17 protein-coding genes, 1 tRNA gene and 2 rRNA genes are annotated in these 19,136 nt (G+C 45.5%); 15 read left to right on the top strand and 5 right to left on the bottom strand.

Features of this window, described 5'->3' with window-relative positions:
• The first annotated feature begins 183 nt into the window (after window positions 1-183).
• The 10 genes from ACY8DX_RS17810 (at window position 184) to ACY8DX_RS17765 (ending at window position 7,451) form a co-directional block, all read left to right on the top strand.
• Window positions 184-717, top strand: coding sequence for an HD domain-containing protein (locus ACY8DX_RS17810; RefSeq protein ID WP_462405717.1), 534 nt, complete (start codon window positions 184-186; stop codon window positions 715-717).
• 181 nt (window positions 718-898) lie between these two features.
• Window positions 899-1,717, top strand: coding sequence for a formate/nitrite transporter family protein (locus ACY8DX_RS17805; RefSeq protein WP_462405716.1), 819 nt, complete (start codon window positions 899-901; stop codon window positions 1,715-1,717).
• A 123-nt stretch (window positions 1,718-1,840) separates the two neighbouring features.
• Window positions 1,841-2,626, top strand: a complete 786-nt coding sequence (locus ACY8DX_RS17800) for a CBS domain-containing protein (RefSeq protein WP_049669741.1) — start codon at window positions 1,841-1,843, stop codon at window positions 2,624-2,626.
• Window positions 2,627-2,837: 211 nt separating this feature from the next.
• Window positions 2,838-3,788: a sulfonate ABC transporter substrate-binding protein gene (locus ACY8DX_RS17795; RefSeq protein WP_462405715.1), complete on the top strand. Its 951-nt coding sequence runs from the start codon at window positions 2,838-2,840 to the stop codon at window positions 3,786-3,788.
• A gap of 20 nt (window positions 3,789-3,808) precedes the next feature.
• Window positions 3,809-4,954, top strand: coding sequence for an FMNH2-dependent alkanesulfonate monooxygenase (gene ssuD / locus ACY8DX_RS17790; RefSeq protein ID WP_462405714.1), 1,146 nt, complete (start codon window positions 3,809-3,811; stop codon window positions 4,952-4,954).
• A gap of 5 nt (window positions 4,955-4,959) precedes the next feature.
• Window positions 4,960-5,724, top strand: a complete 765-nt coding sequence (ssuC, locus tag ACY8DX_RS17785) for an aliphatic sulfonate ABC transporter permease SsuC (protein WP_462405713.1) — start codon at window positions 4,960-4,962, stop codon at window positions 5,722-5,724.
• 10 nt (window positions 5,725-5,734) lie between these two features.
• Window positions 5,735-6,493 carry an ABC transporter ATP-binding protein gene (locus tag ACY8DX_RS17780; protein ID WP_462405712.1) on the top strand — a complete coding sequence of 253 codons (759 nt, stop codon included), beginning with the start codon at window positions 5,735-5,737 and terminating at the stop codon, window positions 6,491-6,493.
• A gap of 10 nt (window positions 6,494-6,503) precedes the next feature.
• On the top strand, window positions 6,504-7,061 hold the full coding sequence (gene ssuE / locus ACY8DX_RS17775; protein WP_462405711.1) for an NADPH-dependent FMN reductase: 558 nt from the start codon (window positions 6,504-6,506) through the stop codon (window positions 7,059-7,061).
• Window positions 7,051-7,206, top strand: coding sequence for a YezD family protein (locus ACY8DX_RS17770; protein ID WP_082197002.1), 156 nt, complete (start codon window positions 7,051-7,053; stop codon window positions 7,204-7,206). The genes ssuE and ACY8DX_RS17770 overlap by 11 nt, the downstream gene beginning before the upstream one ends.
• Window positions 7,207-7,271: 65 nt before the next feature.
• The gene (locus ACY8DX_RS17765; RefSeq protein WP_462405710.1) at window positions 7,272-7,451 is read left to right on the top strand and encodes a hypothetical protein; all 180 of its coding nucleotides are present in this window, start codon (window positions 7,272-7,274) and stop codon (window positions 7,449-7,451) included.
• 116 nt (window positions 7,452-7,567) lie between these two features.
• On the opposite strand, the gene ACY8DX_RS17760 is transcribed toward ACY8DX_RS17765, so the two are convergent.
• Window positions 7,568-7,759 (bottom strand): hypothetical protein, encoded by a 192-nt coding sequence (locus tag ACY8DX_RS17760; RefSeq protein WP_049669743.1) that lies wholly within the window; start codon window positions 7,757-7,759, stop codon window positions 7,568-7,570.
• Between the two features lie 561 nt (window positions 7,760-8,320).
• Entirely contained in the window at window positions 8,321-9,031 is a 711-nt protein-coding gene (locus tag ACY8DX_RS17755) for a B3/B4 domain-containing protein (RefSeq protein ID WP_462405709.1), read from the bottom strand.
• A 334-nt stretch (window positions 9,032-9,365) separates the two neighbouring features.
• Between ACY8DX_RS17755 and ACY8DX_RS17750 the strand changes: the two genes are divergently transcribed.
• Window positions 9,366-10,445, top strand: coding sequence for an NAD(P)H-dependent flavin oxidoreductase (locus ACY8DX_RS17750; protein WP_462405708.1), 1,080 nt, complete (start codon window positions 9,366-9,368; stop codon window positions 10,443-10,445).
• 179 nt (window positions 10,446-10,624) lie between these two features.
• On the opposite strand, the gene ACY8DX_RS17745 is transcribed toward ACY8DX_RS17750, so the two are convergent.
• Window positions 10,625-10,828, bottom strand: a complete 204-nt coding sequence (locus ACY8DX_RS17745) for a hypothetical protein (protein WP_462405707.1) — start codon at window positions 10,826-10,828, stop codon at window positions 10,625-10,627.
• A gap of 521 nt (window positions 10,829-11,349) precedes the next feature.
• Here ACY8DX_RS17745 and ACY8DX_RS17740 point away from each other — a divergent pair.
• Window positions 11,350-11,730, top strand: coding sequence for a hypothetical protein (locus tag ACY8DX_RS17740; RefSeq protein WP_462405706.1), 381 nt, complete (start codon window positions 11,350-11,352; stop codon window positions 11,728-11,730).
• A gap of 288 nt (window positions 11,731-12,018) precedes the next feature.
• Here the strand turns inward: ACY8DX_RS17740 and ACY8DX_RS17735 are convergent.
• Both ACY8DX_RS17735 and ACY8DX_RS17730 read right to left on the bottom strand, forming a co-directional pair.
• Window positions 12,019-12,090: transfer RNA gene (locus tag ACY8DX_RS17735), tRNA-Ala, on the bottom strand.
• 160 nt (window positions 12,091-12,250) lie between these two features.
• Entirely contained in the window at window positions 12,251-12,949 is a 699-nt protein-coding gene (locus ACY8DX_RS17730; RefSeq protein WP_156185550.1) for an MgtC/SapB family protein, read from the bottom strand.
• Window positions 12,950-13,071: 122 nt separating this feature from the next.
• Here ACY8DX_RS17730 and ACY8DX_RS17725 point away from each other — a divergent pair, with 122 nt between their 5' ends.
• The 3 genes from ACY8DX_RS17725 (at window position 13,072) to ACY8DX_RS17715 (ending at window position 19,102) form a co-directional block, all read left to right on the top strand.
• Window positions 13,072-13,977, top strand: a complete 906-nt coding sequence (locus ACY8DX_RS17725) for a DMT family transporter (RefSeq protein ID WP_049669780.1) — start codon at window positions 13,072-13,074, stop codon at window positions 13,975-13,977.
• A gap of 419 nt (window positions 13,978-14,396) precedes the next feature.
• Window positions 14,397-15,952: ribosomal RNA gene (locus tag ACY8DX_RS17720) — 16S ribosomal RNA — on the top strand.
• Between the two features lie 214 nt (window positions 15,953-16,166).
• Window positions 16,167-19,102 (top strand): 23S ribosomal RNA (locus tag ACY8DX_RS17715).
• The 16S and 23S rRNA genes sit together here, the layout of an rRNA operon.
• Window positions 19,103-19,136 lie beyond the last annotated feature (34 nt).

Below are 19,136 nucleotides of genomic sequence, written 5' to 3'. Positions count from 1 at the left end.
TCAACATAATTTAACGGAAATAAAGAGAGTTTCATATTAATAAAATATTAAATTTATTTATATACAGGGAATTATTCACATTTCGACGTTTTTATTTTAAATTTACACCTCATGCGTGCTATAATGCACATTAATATAAATGAGCGCACATAAATATTCGGTTTTTTGAAGGAGGAGAGAGAAATGAGGGATGTCACTTTACTAGATATTTTTGAACATCGAATTGCACAAAAGTACTTGAATCGTTCTGGATTAGCTCATGCGATCGCGGTAGCTTATCATGCTTTTAACCTGGCGAAGGAGCAGGGGGAGGATGTTGATGCGGCCGCTAAGGCGGGCTTACTTCACGATATGGGGCATTTCACCTGGTACCGGAACGGGAAGTGGGATTATGATCTCTATCGCAAAAACGATATTCATGCGATAAAAGGGGCTGAGAGGGCGCATAAATTATTAATCAGACTTGGAGAGAATCCAGTGAAGGCGAAGACTGTATCGCTAGCGATCCTATTCCATACGGACTCTTTTCTTCCCACAAATGATATCGTACGCACCCCCCTTCAGCAAATTGTTAAATGGGCTGATGAGATGGATGAGGAAGAAGGCGGATTGCACCACTACCGCAAAGTTGACCATGAAAAGGCAAGAAAAAGCATCATTAAGCTTGATAAGATTATTGATGCAGCTCAAGGATTTGAGAATAAGAAATCGGTATAATGAATGAGGAGAGAACCGTGTCATGGGGTTCTCTCTTTTTTTGTGTTTAATAGGATAATATTTCACAAAATAGTCCTTTTTTACTGTATTGGAATATAGTTATAATTAAATGGGGGTTAGAGGGATAAGGTTAACCAAATAGTGGTAAAGAGGAACGATACTAGATTTGGGAGGAAGAAGCATGGCATATAAGAGTCCGCAGGATATTGCTGCATATGCGGTTGAAGCCGGTGTAAAGAAAACGAGCTTGAATTTAAAAAGCATGCTGCTATTAGGATTTTTAGGCGGAGCATACATATCAGCGGGGTATTTATTATCTGTCCGTGTGACGGCAAGTTTACCGTCGGATTGGGGGACCTTTGGTTCGTTTTTAGGAGCGGCTGTTTTCCCTTTGGGGCTTATCTTAATCTTGATTGCTGGCGGTGAGCTATTGACCGGCAATATGATGGCGGTGCCAATGGCCTGCCTCACAGGAAGGGTACGCTGGTCAAGGCTTGTTCATAACTGGTTTTGGATAACTCTCAGTAACTTTGCCGGAGCCCTTTTCGTTGCTTATTTCTTCGGGCATTTGGCGGAATTAACATCAAGCGGAGCATTCCTTGAAAAGGTTGTTGATACGGCTGGCCATAAGCTTGAGGCCGATTTCTGGCCGGCATTAATCTCGGCTGTTGGATGTAACTGGCTTGTCGGGCTTGCTGTCTGGCTATCCTATGGGGCTGAAGATATTGGAGGGAAGATTGCTGCTATTTGGTTCCCTATCATGGCTTTTGTCGCTATCGGTTTTCAGCACGTTGTCGCAAATATGTTCATCATACCAGCTGCAATCTTTGAAGGATATTTTTCTTGGGGCGAGTATTTCGGCAACTTTATCCCAGTATTCCTTGGCAATGCCATAGGGGGAGCAGTCCTAGTAGCGGCTGTTTACTGGCAATCCTACGAAGAGCATTTGCCATCCGGTACAGAACTCAGAAAAGAGGAGTCGAAGGGGATAGAAGGGTAAATGATGGGGGATGCCTTTCATGCATCTCCCTTTTAATATCCAGCATATAGGTTTACGAATATTCAGGCCAAGGAGTACGATAGGGGAATAAGGAAAAATCATACATAAAAGGAGCATTGAGGGATGAATCAGAAACAATCCTCTATTCCAAGCCCGTATAAGAGCTTGCGGAAGTTATTTGAAGAGAATATTCATGTCAACCATATTTCTGAGGAATTGGTCAGCTTTGAAGCAGGCAGCAAGATGGATGATATTCTGAATTATATGGAGCAGACCGGCTTTGATGTCGTTGGTATAAAGGATAATGGCAGGGTAATTGGCTATTTAGAGAGAGGGAGCAGCGCGATGATTCGTTTTCAGCCCTCTGATCTTGTTTCGGAATCTACACCATTAATTCATCTGCTCTATTTATTTGAGCATATTGACCGAATCTTTATTCTTGAGAGAAATGAGGTTACTAGGCTTGTTACGTTGGCAGACCTGCAAAAGCCGCCGGTTCGGATGCTTTTATTTGGAATCATTTCTTTAATGGAGATGCATCTTCTCTATGTTGTCAAACAAGTTTATCGGGATCTGTCCTGGAAGGAGAAAGTGAGTACGGAGCGGCTGAGAAGCGCTGAGCATTTATATGAAATGAGAAAGGAACGAAATGAAGAGATAACGCTTCTTGACTGTCTGCAGCTCAGTGACAAGAAAACATTAATTGTGAAGAAAAAGGAGCTGCTTTTAAATCTCGGTTTTACATCACGGGCAGCTGCAGAGCGGTTTTTCAATAAGCTTGAGCTGCTTCGAAATAATCTTGCCCATTCACAGGAGCTGACAGGCGGGAGTTCCTTCAGAGAAATCATTCAGACCGTAAAGGAATGTGAAAGGGTTCTAGCGGCATGTGAGCAAATGCATTCAGAATGAGAATCATCTGGATGCTTTTTTATGATCGACGGGAAAATTTAAATTGTAGTTGACAGATAGGAATAATATATTTTATACTCTGATTAATCAGAAAATTGAATGACTGGCCGATCGGACCACCGAAGGCATAATCCTTTATTTGTAGAGGGTTATGCCTTTTTATTTTTATTGGAGAGAGCGGCCATGTCCATGATAGGGGAGGGGGTGAGTTATGAAGAGGGGATTTGCGCAAGCATTAGCTGGCATCAGCTTGATCCTTTTGCTGGCCGGCTGTAGCACTGACACTGATAGAGAGGAAGCGGATTCCGAGGAAGTGATTCATATCGGATATCAGAAGTTCGGCACCTTAAACATTTTGAAGGCGAACGAAAGCTTGGATGTGGCGCTTCTGGAGAAGGGGTACACCGTTAAGTGGACAGAATTTCCTGCAGGACCCCAATTATTGGAGTCGTTAAATGTCGGGAGTGTGGATTTTGGTCATACGGGAGAGGCACCGCCGATTTTTGCCCAGGCTGCAGGAGCACCGCTTATTTACTTTGCCCATGAGCCGCCAAATGCCAAGGGTGAGGCCATTATTGTGCCGGAGGGTTCAACCATTAAGAGTACTCAAGATTTAAAAGGGAAGAAGATTGGGTTGAATAAAGGCTCGAATGTTCACTATCTACTTGTAAAAGCATTGGAGGATGCCGGACTGGAATACAGCGATGTCGAGACGGCTTTCCTGCCTCCTGCTGATGCACGCGCCGCGTTTGAGAGAGGGGATATTGACGCTTGGGTCATTTGGGATCCATTCTTAGCGGATGCTGAAATCTCGGCAAAAGCTCGTATCATTGCTGATGCGGCCGACCTTGCCGCCAATAGGGAGTTTTTCCTTTCTTCCAAGCAATTGGCTGATGAGCATCCGGAGGTATTAGACATTATTTATGAGGAGATTAAAGAGACTGAGGAATGGGTGCAGGAGAATAAAGAAGAAGCAGCTGAGTTTTTGGCTCCCGAGATTGGGATGAATTTAGCGGTTTTGAACAGAACGTTAGAAAGGCGGCCATTTGGCATTCAGAAGGTATCGGATGAGGTAATCCATGACCAGCAGAAAATCGCTGACCAATTCTATAATCTGAAGCTGGTTCCAAAAGTAATTAATGTGAAGGATGCTGCGCAATAAATCGTAAAGGGGAGCTTGAAATGAACGTATTTTGGTTTATTCCGACACATGGCGATTCAAGGTATTTAGGTGTAACGGCAGGCGGCAGAGAGGTCAACTTTGCCTATTTGAAGCAAATAGCCCAAGCGGCGGATACTTTAGGATATGAAGGAGCCTTATTGCCGACAGGGACATCATGTGAGGACGCCTGGGTCGCTGCCTCCGCACTTATCCCCGTTACAAACCAATTGAAATTTCTTGTAGCCGTACGGCCCGGCCTAACCTCACCGTCAGTTGCGGCTAGGATGACTTCGACCTTTGATCGGCTTTCAGATGGGCGTCTATTAATCAATGTCGTAACAGGGGGAGATCCCGTGGAGCTCGCTGGGGATGGCTTACATCTATCGCATCCGGACAGATATCGTCTGACAGATGAATTCTTGACTGTATGGAGAGACCTGCTCGCGCATGGCAGCGCCGACTTTGATGGTGAATTCATCCATATCAATGGAGGGAAATTATTATACCCTTCCGTGCAGACGCCATATCCTCCTCTTTTCTTTGGAGGCTCATCTCAAATTGGAAAGGAGGTTGCCGCCAAGCATATTGATGTGTATTTGACATGGGGGGAGCCGCCTGAGAAAGTGGCAGAAAAGGTCAAGGAGGTACGCTCACTTGCAGAACGGGAAGGAAGAACCGTTAAATTCGGCATCCGCCTCCATGCTATTGTCCGCGAAACAGAAGAAGAGGCATGGAAGGCAGCAGAGGATTTAATCAAATATGTAGATGATGATTTAATTACCGCTTCGCAAAAGGTCTTCTCACGATTCGATTCAGTCGGGCAAAGTCGGATGGCAGAATTGCATAATGGCAAGCGGGATAATCTTGAGATTAGCCCGAATCTTTGGGCAGGGGTTGGATTGGTGAGAGGGGGAGCTGGAACCGCCTTGGTCGGTGATCCTAAGACAGTTGCTGCAAGAATGAAGGAATACGAGGAAATAGGAATAGAAACATTCATCCTCTCTGGATATCCTCATTTAGAGGAATGCTACCGAGTAGCAGAGCTTGTGTTCCCTCATCTTGATTTAGAGCAAAAGAGCACCCGAAATAATCCGGCCATGGTCTCTCCATTTGGGGAAATGGTCGCCAATACTCTGCCGCCGAAATCCATTAAGGTGAATGGGTGAATGGAATGAAAAAGGCAATCAATCATATCACCCCTTGGCTTTTTCCCATAGGGCTAGTTGCCGCCTGGCAAATATGTTCATCTGCCGGGCTGATCTCGTCAAGGGTCCTGCCCAATCCTGTCGATATTGGAAAGGCCGCAAAGGACATGTGGGATTCGGGGCAGCTTGCCCATCATATTGGAATTAGTACGAAGAGAGCGGCTATCGGCTTTCTAGTCGGCGGAGGAATAGGATTTTTACTCGGGCTTTGGAATGGTTTATCCAAGACGGCTGAAACGCTATTTGATACGTCCATTCAAATGATTCGAAATATCCCGCATCTTGCTCTGATTCCAATTGTGATTTTATGGTTTGGGATAGAGGAGGGGGCAAAAATCTTCTTAGTAGCTCTTGGGACATTCTTTCCCATCTATTTAAATACATTTCATGGCATTCAATCGGTTGATAAAGGATTGATTGAAATGGGGAAGGTATACGGATTGAAGGGATTTGCCCTGTTCAGCCAGGTCATCTTTCCGGGTGCGCTTGCCTCTATCCTGGTCGGGGTCCGTTATGCACTCGGCATTACCTGGGTCACGCTCATTGTTGCTGAGACGATTGCCTCTAATTCCGGTATCGGCTACATGGCAATGAATGCAAGGGAATTCATGCAGCTGGATGTTGTTGTCCTAAGCATTCTGCTATATGCCATTCTTGGAAAGCTATCGGATTATGCGGCGAAATTGGCGGAAAGGCGTTTCTTGAAATGGAATCCCAATCTACAAAGATAGGAGGATGAATATGGCGGCGCTGCTGGAATTATTAAATACTAAGAAAGCCTATGGGAATCATGAAGTATTGGACGGATTGAACTTTAAGGTACAAAGAGGTGAATTCGTTGCCATTGTCGGGAAGAGCGGCTGCGGTAAAAGCACGCTGCTTCGTATGATTGGCGGATTGGAATCACCAACAGAGGGCGATGTACATATAGACGGGGAGCCTGTTAGCAGACGGAGCGACCAAATTAAAATCATGTTTCAGGATGGTCGTCTGCTGCCTTGGAAGACCGTACTTAATAATGTCACCTTAGGTCTTAAGAAGAATGAGCGCCATAAAGGGAAAGAGCTTCTCGCTCATGTTGGACTGGCCGAGCGGGCTGAAGCCTTTCCCTCGGTACTCTCAGGAGGGCAGAAACAGCGTGTCGCACTTGCTCGAGCTCTCGTGCATGAGCCTGAATTGCTGCTGCTCGATGAACCCCTTGGTGCATTGGATGCGCTGACGCGTATCGAGATGAATCAGCTGGTGGAGGCATTATGGCAGGAAAAGCGATTTACGGCGATCTTGGTCACACATGATGTGGAAGAGGCTGTTGCGCTCTCCAATCGTGTCATCATCATTGAGGATGGGCGTATCGGACTCGTGCAATCCATTCATCTTCCTTATCCAAGAGAACGTGATCATCCTATATTCGTGGAAACTGTTAATAAAATACGCAGCCATATTCTTGGTAAGGACAAAGAGAAATCAAGGGAGTATTCCTTGAAGAGTACATCTATTTAGGAGGGATTGAATGGCAACAATTGTCTTCATTAATGGAGCACCCAATTCATCATCAAGATTGAATGGACTTCTTCAATTTGCCGTATCTTTCTTGGAAAAGGAAAAAATCAGCCACGGGATAATTGATGTTCATAAACTTCCGTCTGAGGATCTTCTCTCAGCCAATTATGCCAGTCCAGTGATCAAGGAAGCCAATGCACGTTTGCAGGAGGCTGCAGGAGTCATTGTGCTGACGCCAGTCTATAAGGCTTCCTATTCCGGCATTTTGAAAACTTATTTAGATCTTATTCCGCAGAAAGGGTTGGAGAATAAAATCATACTTCCGCTTGTGATAGGAGGGTCGGCTGCCCATTTGTTAGCTATTGAATATGCCTTAAAGCCTGTCTTATCAGTACTTGGTGCAAACCAGTTTATATCGGGTGTTTATGTAGTCGACCAGCAAATTGAGAGGATAGGCAATCATCAATTCACCATCAGCGATGAGGCTGAAGCCAGATTGATGACGAGAATGAAGGAGTTGATGGTGAATCTAAACAATTGGAAAGGGGCGGGGATAAATGTCTCGTAAAGAACAGGCCAATAAAGCAGCCATTGAGCAGATTATTCGTTTCCTCATAGAGATAGATTACGGAAAGGTTGAAATAAAAATCCATGATTCACAAATTACCCAAATCGAAAAGGGAGAAAAATACCGGTTAGCCGTCAAGAAATAGGAGGAGCCGCTTCAGTAAAACTTTCCCCATAGATATGGTAGGATAGTTTAGAGGAGGCTGCATGCATGAATACGATTCCTATGATCATTGCCATTATGACCGGGATCTTTTATGGGTCCATCCAATCAATCAAAATGAGTAAACAAGAAGAGGTAGAGTCAGCTAAACAAGCAGCAGGCATGTACATAAAGAGCATTGTACTCTGTTTGGTTGTCTATCTGGTTGTAAGTGTTGTAATGGGATAAAGGGGCAAATGTCCAAAGGAAGAGGCTGTCGCATAATGGGACGGCTTTTTTGCTGCAAAAAATAAACACAGTCTCTGCATCATTCAGACTGTGTTTCATTTATTAAATAAAGTTTATTAGCCTTTCTTCGGTTCAACGACGAGTACGATGATTGTCAAAATTGTCATGACAGACACTTCGAGCACAGCTTCAACCGGATCAAAGGCAATCTTCCCTGTTTGCTCAGCAGCATAAACATGTGACAGATTTTGATAAAAGACAAAAAACATGGCACATAGAAACAGTGCTTTAATTAGTAAGTATTTCATACAAATCATCCCCTCTTAGGTGCATCACTAACTTGAAGACCATACAATCACCGCTGTACTTAGCGTGATTTCTTCACATCATTAAAAGCTAAATGAGCCATCAGCAAGTAATGAAGGGCCTGGTGTCGGATTATCATGGACCAGTTTTAGGCGTTGGAGGATCCAGGTGAAAGGATTAATCCAAGCCGAGAAAAAAGAAAAAACCCTTGGTCCGCAAGAGTTTTTCTATATCGTCTAAGGAGCAGTCTCCTTCAAATCTCTTTGCTGCAAGCAGGGCCTTCAAATCCCTGGTCAAATTCAAATAGAATCATTTGATGAGTTTACGAGTCTATATATGAAGCTGTCTTTACAAACCATACCATAAAATATGTCAAAAATGAACTGGTAAATTGAACAATGCGTGAGTTTATTTGGCGTTTTGACCATATCGGAAAGAGGGGAGCAGAGCTAGGCGGGGCGAAGATGAAGGATATTGTAAAATGCGGCTATTCATCGAAATCCAAATATGCTGATAGGGACATCCTATCTATGGAATGTTCCTATCAGTTTCTATACCTATCTTCAATATTCAAAGCAGGAATTATCCTTCGACAGCGTTGTAATCACGCATTCAGTTTGGAAGAAGGAATTCATTAGCACTTTCATTTCTTTCATCGCCTGCTCAGCCCGCAGCGCCTGGTCTTCATTAGTAGATTCAATGACGAGGACAGCATCGGTCGTTTCCTCGGTGAGCATAGTTCTCTGTGCTTCACGCCAGTTTAAACAGCGGCAAATGGCCCCTTCATTATCGTAATAAATGATTTCTTCAGGCAGTGCAGGGGCATCTTGGTCAGCGCCTAACGGAAGGAAGGATTCTCCCCCTTTAGCTTTGCCGAGATGCAAGTCGCCGCTGATGAGCTGCAAATCCTCGCCGCCGCATGGTACCGCATATTTGAGTGAAATGCTGTTGTATATGTCTACTAAAGGGTTAATGGGGGTGAACGCCCTGTCTTGGTTGACCCTCTTGAGAAGAGCTTCAATTGAGGAGCGGGCTCCTTTTTTAGTTTTAAATTGGCTAAAGGCCTTTCGCCATTCATCAATAACAGTGTTTTGGCTGAATGTCTCATTGGTTAAATACTGCTTGGCTTCATTTGATGCATCCTTCAAGAGTTCAGCAAAGTAAGCCTGCTTTTCCTTAGAACAGTGATTTTGAATATTGGTGATGACCAATATATTTAGCTGCGCTCCCGGAAAGACATCCCAAAACGCTTCGTCAATGATGATTTTCCCCATTTTAGAACAACTCCATTTCTTCAGTAGATTGTCAAGTACTCTTAGCCCGCATTAACGGACAGTAAGACGCCAACTGAAAAAAGCGTAGAAAACCGAGAAGCAGGTCGGAGATCAACTGTCCATAAAAGCCCGATTGGTTCAACTAACCTTCAGTGGAGAAAAGGCCCCCTGAAGGAAGTTTCACTTTATTATATCTATCAGAAATTATATTGTAAATGCAACAAAATGTTTTGGCAGAATGCTCCTCCATTCCCTTTTCATTCGTCTTGGCATAAAGGAAAAGAAGGATACCTTCTAGAAGAATATTCAATAGAATGAAAAAGGAAGTGATTATGTGTTTTACAATGAAATGACGGAACGGTTGAGAATTGAGTATCCTATTATACAAGCACCGATGGCAGGCGGGATCACGACAGCTGAGCTGGTAGCCGCTGTCTCTCGTGCTGGGGCAATTGGAATGATTGGGGCAGGCTATATGACACCGGAGCAAATGAGAAGCCAAATAGTGGAGGTCAAAGAGCGAACCAAAAAGCCGTTCGGTGTTAACCTATTTGTGCCGAATGAATTTGAGGCAAGTGAGGAGGAGATAATAAGGGCCAACGGTCTTTTGAATCCTTTACGAGAGGAGTTAAATCTCCCTGCTAAAGAGCTGGCTGTCGTTCCTGATTACGAGCAGCTAAAAAAAACATTTCATGAACAAATTAAGGTAATCATTGAAGAGAGCATCCCTATATGCACCTTTACATTTGGAATTCCATCATCTGAGATAATCGCGGAATTAAAACAAGCAAACACCCTCTTAATAGGAACCGCCACAACAGTCGAAGAGGCCGTTGTAAATGAGGAGAGAGGAATGGATATGGTCGTCGTTCAAGGGAGTGAGGCTGGCGGGCATCGCGGGAATTTCTTGCCTGGAGCAATAGAGGGGTCGATTGGCTCGATGTCCTTGATACCACAGGTAGTTGATCATGTAAGCATCCCGGTTATCGCTGCCGGCGGAATAATGGATGGGAGGGGATTGATGGCGGCTGTTTGCTTAGGAGCCAAGGGAGTGCAGCTGGGGACAGCCTTCTTAACCTGCGCGGAAAGTGGTGCTCAAGATGTCCATAAGGAGGCCGTCCTTCATGCGAACGAGAATGACACGACCTTAACCCGTTCCTTCTCAGGAAAATGGGCGAGGGGGATACATAATCGTTTCACCGAGGTTATGCAAAAGCATGAAGCTGGACTCCCTGAATTTCCTGTCCAAAACACGCTGACCCAAGATATCAGAAAAGTCTCAAGCGCAAACGAGAATCCTGATTATCTCTCGTTATGGTCAGGACAAAGTCCGAGATTAGCCAGAAGTCTATCGGCAGAATCCTTAATCAAAGCCATTCTCTCTGAGGCGGAGGAAATCAAGAGAACCCAATGAAGAAAACGAGAAAATAGGTGGAAAGAAGGGCTCCAAGCACTAAGTGGCTTGGGCTCTTTTAGCATTTGAATAGGTTTCGTCCAGCTTATTTTACGTTATACTTCATTAATGTTTCAGAAGCCTTCACTTGCTTTCCGAAATGAAACGACTGTGCCGAAGTGGCTTAAATCATGTAAAGCTCATTCCTTTTGCAGATAGGGTAGCACCTTTTCCTTATTAACTATATATTTCTTCACCTTGTCCTTGGGTTTAACACCGTATGACATGTGCAAGGTGTCTGCATAGAATAGGAGGCTCTCATTCGTCATAAGCTTCAATGCTTGGTGAAGGACCGTCATTCCCCCAATACCAGAATCAAAAAAACTAATCTTTATGATATTCACTCTTCTCCTAGATAAAGGGTTTTTAAATATACTATTTTATTAAAGTAACTAAGACGACTTTTTCATTGCTGCAATTAACGGCATCTGATAAATAAGAATGTCCTGAATTAAATAGAATCAATATTATCTATGATGCATAGCCTGATTCTATCTGCTTTCAAAGGGTCTTTTTCCTACGAATATATTTATGCCAGAATATCTTTTTGGTGTTAAAATAGAGATAGGTGAATATTATTAATATTCAAAACAGAGGAGAGCCCTTATGACCAGCAGGTAATATAACTAAATGATCCTAGACTTTTCTTCTTATGGCCGTATATAAAAGACGCTGCCCCATATGAAAGAGCGGCAAATTCAATATTCATGTAATGCCTATTAACATTGGGGGGATAATAGATGTATTTAAGAAATGCTCCAATAAAAGCATATTAGATATTCATCTTATCTTGTAAAGGAGGATGCCTTATGGGTTTCTTATCAACAGTTCTCGCGGTAATAGTCGCCTTGGTTATCTTCGCAATATGCGGTTAAATAAGAAACAGAAAAAGGATCTATTGTTTTTCATTGTCCCGCTGATTCTATTTCAAGTGAATGAACTGATTAAAGCAGATGTACAGATTCCTGTGCTTGGATATGTGCTGCGCTGTCATTTCAATGACTACCTTGGAGGCATCTCCTTTGCAGCATACCTGAACTTTATTTTATCCTTGAGTAACTGGACTTCGTTTCAGCTAACAAAGATCCAGCACTTCCTGATTGCCGGCTTATTATGTGGTATCTGCTGGGAGCTGATCACGCCCCTTTTTATACAATCAAGTACCGGTGATTTTTGGGATGTTATTGCTTACATCTTAGGGATGCTGACCTACTGGTTTTTCAGCGAAGTATTGGTATTTAAATAGTAGAAATAAGTACGGAAAATATAGACAAAAAAGAGGCGGCCTATGGGCCGTCTCTTTGTATTTTTAAATTCTTTGCCATTTGCAGGGGACCTTGATGCAGGAGCAGTATGACCCCAAAAGTCATTACTATCGGCTTGTCTTGGAGTTATCCGCTTTGAACAGGCGTTTTTCAAGCCCAAAGCGTCTAACGAACAACTTGTGCAATAAATGTGCAATCCCACCCGTTCCTCGAAAAGAAAGCTCCAGTAAAACAAGAAAAAACCCTTTCTGCACAAGGGTTTCCCGGTATGGAGCTAAGGGGATTCGAACCCCTGACCTCTTCGCTGCCAGCGAAGCATTCTCCCGCTGAACTATAGCCCCAAAATATTATCTCTTTTTTCTTACAAATTCTATTTTATCGAAATTCAATAGAATGTCAATGTGGATTAAATAATTTTTTAGAAAATAAACATGTAGCTATTATCTAAAAAAGCAGCGGTGTGAGAACACAGCCGCTGCCGCTTTATGGAGAAGAGAAGTATCATGCATTTTCAATTTCAATGCTCATGATTCCATCAATCTCTGAAACGGAATAATATACATCGGTTACTTTGCGTTTGTTGTCAACTGTTGTTCTGAGCTGGACAAGGTGATTTGTAGCCAAGTCCTTTATCCTCACTGATTTAATAGCAATATTATGCTTTTCAATAAGAGAAATGATTGCGGCAATCTTTTCTTTCTCTCCTATCACGAGTTTTAAATAGAGTTCCTTTTCTCTGAACTTCCGCGGCCCGATGAGATTGAATAGGTATGGCAATAGTTCAACACTTATAATTAATAATAGTACGCCTGCGATTGCTTCCATATAGAAACCTGCGCCTACGGTTATTCCGATACCGCCGGCTCCCCATATAAGTGCCGCGGTAGTTAAACCAGATATGCTGTCATTCCCTCTTCTAAGGATGACGCCTGCTCCGATAAAGCCAATCCCAGACACAATCTGTGCTGCTAGACGGAGAGGATCCATTGTGACAGCCACTCCGAATTCTGAACCTTTGGCCGTATAGGCTGATTCAATAGAAACAATCGTCAACAGGCAGCTGACGATAGATATGACAAGGGAGGTTTTTAGACCGACAGGCTTCCTTTTAATTTCTCGTTCAAGGCCGATGATCAGTCCCAGTGCGGCTGAAATGCATAATTTCACAAGCATATGTGCGTCAATTATAGCGAAATCCATTGCTTTAACCGCCTTTCTGTGAGAATCTTCTATCTAGAATAAGATATGTTGTGATAAAGTTCCACTATTATGAATTGTTTCTAAAAATAGTGTGTAAATAAAGTTAAAGGTTGGATCTATATATGAAAAATACATTTTATAAACCCTATATAGCCATTGCAATCGGTGTAACAGCTATTTCATCCTCGGCTATACTTGTGCGCTATTCAAGTGCGGATTCAGGTGTCATGGCTTTTTATCGATTGCTTTTTTCAAGTTTGATGCTTTTGCCGCTTTTCTTTCGCGGAGCGATAAAGGAGGTCAGGAGCTTTCGACTGAAGGAATGGCTTCTTTCCCTGGTATCAGGGGTGTTTTTAGCCTTTCACTTCATTCTATGGTTTGAGTCATTAAGGTATACTTCAGTCGCAAGCTCAACGGTACTCGTGACGATGCAGCCTTTATTTGCTTTTATTGCTGCTTTTATTTTATTTAAGGAAAGGGTAACAGCAGGGGTCTTCTTTAGTATCATCCTTGCTATAGGTGGAAGCATTGTTATTGGAGCGGGAGATTTTACTGCGGAGGGAACAGCACTGTACGGAGATGCTCTTGCTTTATTGTCGTGTGCACTTATAACTGCTTACTTTATGATCGGGCAGATTTTACGAAAGAAGGTCGGGCTGACAGCATACACCTTTACCGTCTATAGTATGAGTGCGGTCGTGTTGGGATTCTACGTATGGTTAAAAGGAGAGGCATTTGGTCCTTATCCGCCAGCAGAATGGGTGATTTTTCTGTTGTTGGCTATAATACCGACTTTATTCGGCCATTCCTTGTTGAATTGGGCACTTGGGTGGGTAAGCGGTACAACAATTTCTATGGCAATCCTATTTGAACCAGTAGGGGCAAGTGTTTTGGCGTATTATTTACTACATGAACATATAAAGGTAGCCCAACTGATCGGTTCGGCCATGATATTATTCGGTCTAGGATTATTCATTTTAATATCAAATAGAAAGAGAAAAATACAAGTGAGAAAGGTGTCAGATTAAATGTGTTTCTTCTATAAGGATTAAATCCTGCCGTGATGTTATGTAGGTATAGAGAAGGGAAATAAAAAAAGTTATAAAAAAGTACTTGCGCAACTTTATAGGAGCATGGTATATTTACTAACGTTCACTTCGAGTGAATGAAAAGTTATAAAAAAGTTGTTGACGCAGAATAGTTATTCTGGTATATTATTTAAGTCGCTTGAGCGGCACAAGATAATTGAAGTGATAAGCTCTTAAAACTTTTTTAAAAAAGTGTTGACAGCTAAAAGTTATCTTGATATAATATGAAAGTCGCTAAAACGACGAATAAAAAGAAATAGATTGTTCTTTGAAAACTAAACAAAACGAAACGCTAAGCAAGTCTTAAACAAGAGAGTTTAACTCTCGTCAATGTTTTAAATTATAGCTAGATCAAACATCTTTTGGAGAGTTTGATCCTGGCTCAGGACGAACGCTGGCGGCGTGCCTAATACATGCAAGTCGAGCGAATCAGATGGGAGCTTGCTCCCGGATGATTAGCGGCGGACGGGTGAGTAACACGTGGGCAACCTGCCCGTAAGATTGGGATAACTCCGGGAAACCGGTGCTAATACCGAATAGTTTCTGACACCTCATGGTGTCAGAGGGAAAGTTGGCTTTTAGCTAACACTTACGGATGGGCCCGCGGCGCATTAGCTAGTTGGTGAGGTAACGGCTCACCAAGGCGACGATGCGTAGCCGACCTGAGAGGGTGATCGGCCACACTGGGACTGAGACACGGCCCAGACTCCTACGGGAGGCAGCAGTAGGGAATCTTCCGCAATGGACGAAAGTCTGACGGAGCAACGCCGCGTGAGCGAAGAAGGCCTTCGGGTCGTAAAGCTCTGTTGTCAGGGAAGAACAAGTGCCATTCGAATAGGTTGGCACCTTGACGGTACCTGACCAGAAAGCCACGGCTAACTACGTGCCAGCAGCCGCGGTAATACGTAGGTGGCAAGCGTTGTCCGGAATTATTGGGCGTAAAGCGCGCGCAGGCGGTCCTTTAAGTCTGATGTGAAAGCCCACGGCTCAACCGTGGAGGGTCATTGGAAACTGGAGGACTTGAGTGCAGAAGAGAAGAGTGGAATTCCACGTGTAGCGGTGAAATGCGTAGAGATGTGGAGGAACACCAGTGGCGAAGGCGACTCTTTGGTCTGTAACTGACGCTGAGGCGCGAAAGCGTGGGGAGCAAACAGGATTAGATACCCTGGTAGTCCACGCCGTAAACGATGAGTGCTAAGTGTTAGGGGGTTTCCGCCCCTTAGTGCTGCAGCTAACGCATTAAGCACTCCGCCTGGGGAGTACGGCCGCAAGGCTGAAACTCAAAGGAATTGACGGGGGCCCGCACAAGCGGTGGAGCATGTGGTTTAATTCGAAGCAACGCGAAGAACCTTACCAGGTCTTGACATCCTCTGAAAACCCTAGAGATAGGGCGTTCCCCTTCGGGGGACAGAGTGACAGGTGGTGCATGGTTGTCGTCAGCTCGTGTCGTGAGATGTTGGGTTAAGTCCCGCAACGAGCGCAACCCTTGTCCTTAGTTGCCAGCATTCAGTTGGGCACTCTAGGGAGACTGCCGGTGACAAACCGGAGGAAGGTGGGGATGACGTCAAATCATCATGCCCCTTATGACCTGGGCTACACACGTGCTACAATGGGTGGTACAAAGGGCAGCAAGACCGCGAGGTTAAGCAAATCCCATAAAACCACTCTCAGTTCGGATTGCAGGCTGCAACTCGCCTGCATGAAGCTGGAATCGCTAGTAATCGCGGATCAGCATGCCGCGGTGAATACGTTCCCGGGCCTTGTACACACCGCCCGTCACACCACGAGAGTTTGTAACACCCGAAGTCGGTGGGGTAACCCTTACGGGAGCCAGCCGCCGAAGGTGGGACAGATGATTGGGGTGAAGTCGTAACAAGGTAGCCGTATCGGAAGGTGCGGCTGGATCACCTCCTTTCTAAGGAATATAGACTGCCTCAGCCAAGTAGTTTTGTTTAGTTTTGAAGGAGCAATCCTTCCTTCAGCGGACCTTCTCCTAAAGACCGACACGTCGTGTGTCGAACGGAGAAGTCACAACGTCCTGTTGAAGTTCGTTCTTTGAAAACTGGATAATGTAGTAAGGCAAAGTAATGCGTCATTAATGTATAAAAACCGAGTAAGAGTTTTTTAACGGTTAAGTTAATAAGGGCGCACGGTGGATGCCTTGGCACTAGGAGCCGATGAAGGACGGGACTAACACCGATATGCTTCGGGGAGCTGTAAGTAAGCTTTGATCCGGAGATTTCCGAATGGGGAAACCCACTGTTCGTAATGGAGCAGTATCTTACACTGAATTCATAGGTGTATGAAGGCACACCCGGGGAACTGAAACATCTAAGTACCCGGAGGAAGAGAAAGCAAACGCGATTTCCTGAGTAGCGGCGAGCGAAACGGAACCAGCCCAAACCAGAAGGCTTGCCTTCTGGGGTTGTAGGACACTCATTGTGGAGTTACAAAGGAACGGGGTAGGCGAAGCGACCTGGAAAGGTCCGTCAGAGAAGGTAACAACCCTGTAACCGAAACTTCGTTCCCTCCCGAGTGGATCCTGAGTACGGCGGAACACGAGGAATTCCGTCGGAATCCGGGAGGACCATCTCCCAAGGCTAAATACTCCCTAGTGACCGATAGTGAACCAGTACCGTGAGGGAAAGGTGAAAAGCACCCCGGAAGGGGAGTGAAAGAGATCCTGAAACCGTGTGCCTACAAGTAGTCAGAGCCCGTTAACGGGTGATGGCGTGCCTTTTGTAGAATGAACCGGCGAGTTACGATCCCATGCGAGGTTAAGTTGAAGAGACGGAGCCGCAGCGAAAGCGAGTCTGAATAGGGCGTATGAGTATGTGGTCGTAGACCCGAAACCAGGTGATCTACCCATGTCCAGGATGAAGTCCAGGTAACACTGGATGGAGGTCCGAACCCACGCACGTTGAAAAGTGCGGGGATGAGGTGTGGGTAGCGGAGAAATTCCAATCGAACCTGGAGATAGCTGGTTCTCTCCGAAATAGCTTTAGGGCTAGCCTCGAACTGAGAGTCTTGGAGGTAGAGCACTGTTTGGACTAGGGGCCCTCATCGGGTTACCGAATTCAGACAAACTCCGAATGCCAAAGACTTATGTTCGGGAGTCAGACTGCGAGTGATAAGATCCGTAGTCAAAAGGGAAACAGCCCAGACCGCCAGCTAAGGTCCCAAAGTATACGTTAAGTGGAAAAGGATGTGGAGTTGCCCAGACAACCAGGATGTTGGCTTAGAAGCAGCCACCATTTAAAGAGTGCGTAATAGCTCACTGGTCGAGTGACTCTGCGCCGAAAATGTACCGGGGCTAAACGTATCACCGAAGCTGCGGATGCATACCGTATGGTATGCGTGGTAGGAGAGCGTTCTAAGGGCTGTGAAGCATGACCGGAAGGACATGTGGAGCGCTTAGAAGTGAGAATGCCGGTATGAGTAGCGAAAGAAGGGTGAGAATCCCTTCCACCGAATGCCTAAGGTTTCCTGAGGAAGGCTCGTCCGCTCAGGGTTAGTCAGGACCTAAGCCGAGGCCGAAAGGCGTAGGCGATGGACAACAGGTTGATATTCCTGTACCACCTCTCTTCCATTTGAGTGATGGGGGGACGCAGTAGGATAGGGTAAGCGCGCTGTTGGATATGCGCGTCCAAGCAGTTAGGCCGATGAGTAGGCAAATCCGCTCATCACACAAGGCTGAGCTGTGATGGCGAGGGAACTAGAGTACCGAAGTTCCTGATTCCACACTGCCAAGAAAAGCCTCTAGCGAGGAAGAAGGTGCCTGTACCGCAAACCGACACAGGTAGGCGAGGAGAGAATCCTAAGGTGATCGAGAGAACTCTCGTTAAGGAACTCGGCAAAATGACCCCGTAACTTCGGGAGAAGGGGTGCTCACCAGGGTGTCAAAGCCCAGGTGAGCCGCAGTGAAAAGGCCCAGGCGACTGTTTAGCAAAAACACAGGTCTCTGCGAAGCCGCAAGGCGAAGTATAGGGGCTGACGCCTGCCCGGTGCTGGAAGGTTAAGAGGAGCGCTTAGCATTAGCGAAGGTGCGAATTGAAGCCCCAGTAAACGGCGGCCGTAACTATAACGGTCCTAAGGTAGCGAAATTCCTTGTCGGGTAAGTTCCGACCCGCACGAAAGGCGTAACGATCTGGGCACTGTCTCAACGAGAGACTCGGTGAAATTATAGTACCTGTGAAGATGCAGGTTACCCGCGACAGGACGGAAAGACCCCGTGGAGCTTTACTGCAGCCTGATATTGAATTTTGGTACAGCTTGTACAGGATAGGTAGGAGCCTTTGAAGCCGGAGCGCCAGCTTCGGTGGAGGCGTCGGTGGGATACTACCCCCGCTGTATTGAACTTCTAACCCGCACCCCTGAACCGGGGTGGGAGACAGTGTCAGGTGGGCAGTTTGACTGGGGCGGTCGCCTCCTAAAGAGTAACGGAGGCGCCCAAAGGTTCCCTCAGAATGGTTGGAAATCATTCGCAGAGTGTAAAGGCACAAGGGAGCTTGACTGCGAGACCTACAAGTCGAGCAGGGACGAAAGTCGGGCTTAGTGATCCGGTGGTTCCGCATGGAAGGGCCATCGCTCAACGGATAAAAGCTACCCCGGGGATAACAGGCTTATCTCCCCCAAGAGTCCACATCGACGGGGAGGTTTGGCACCTCGATGTCGGCTCATCGCATCCTGGGGCTGTAGTCGGTCCCAAGGGTTGGGCTGTTCGCCCATTAAAGCGGTACGCGAGCTGGGTTCAGAACGTCGTGAGACAGTTCGGTCCCTATCCGTCGTGGGCGCAGGAAATTTGAGAGGAGCTGTCCTTAGTACGAGAGGACCGGGATGGACGCACCGCTGGTGTACCAGTTGTTCCGCCAGGAGCATAGCTGGGTAGCTACGTGCGGACGGGATAAGTGCTGAAAGCATCTAAGCATGAAGCCCCCCTCGAGATGAGATTTCCCATAGCGCAAGCTAGTAAGAACCCTGAAAGATGATCAGGTAGATAGGTCCGAGGTGGAAGTGTGGCGACACATGGAGCTGACGGATACTAATCGTTCGAGGACTTAACCAAGAACAAAACGCATAGGCCAAACAAACATTATCCA

This window comes from Gracilibacillus sp. Marseille-QA3620 (assembly GCF_054950035.1).
This window is presented reverse-complemented; position numbering and strand designations above follow the sequence as displayed.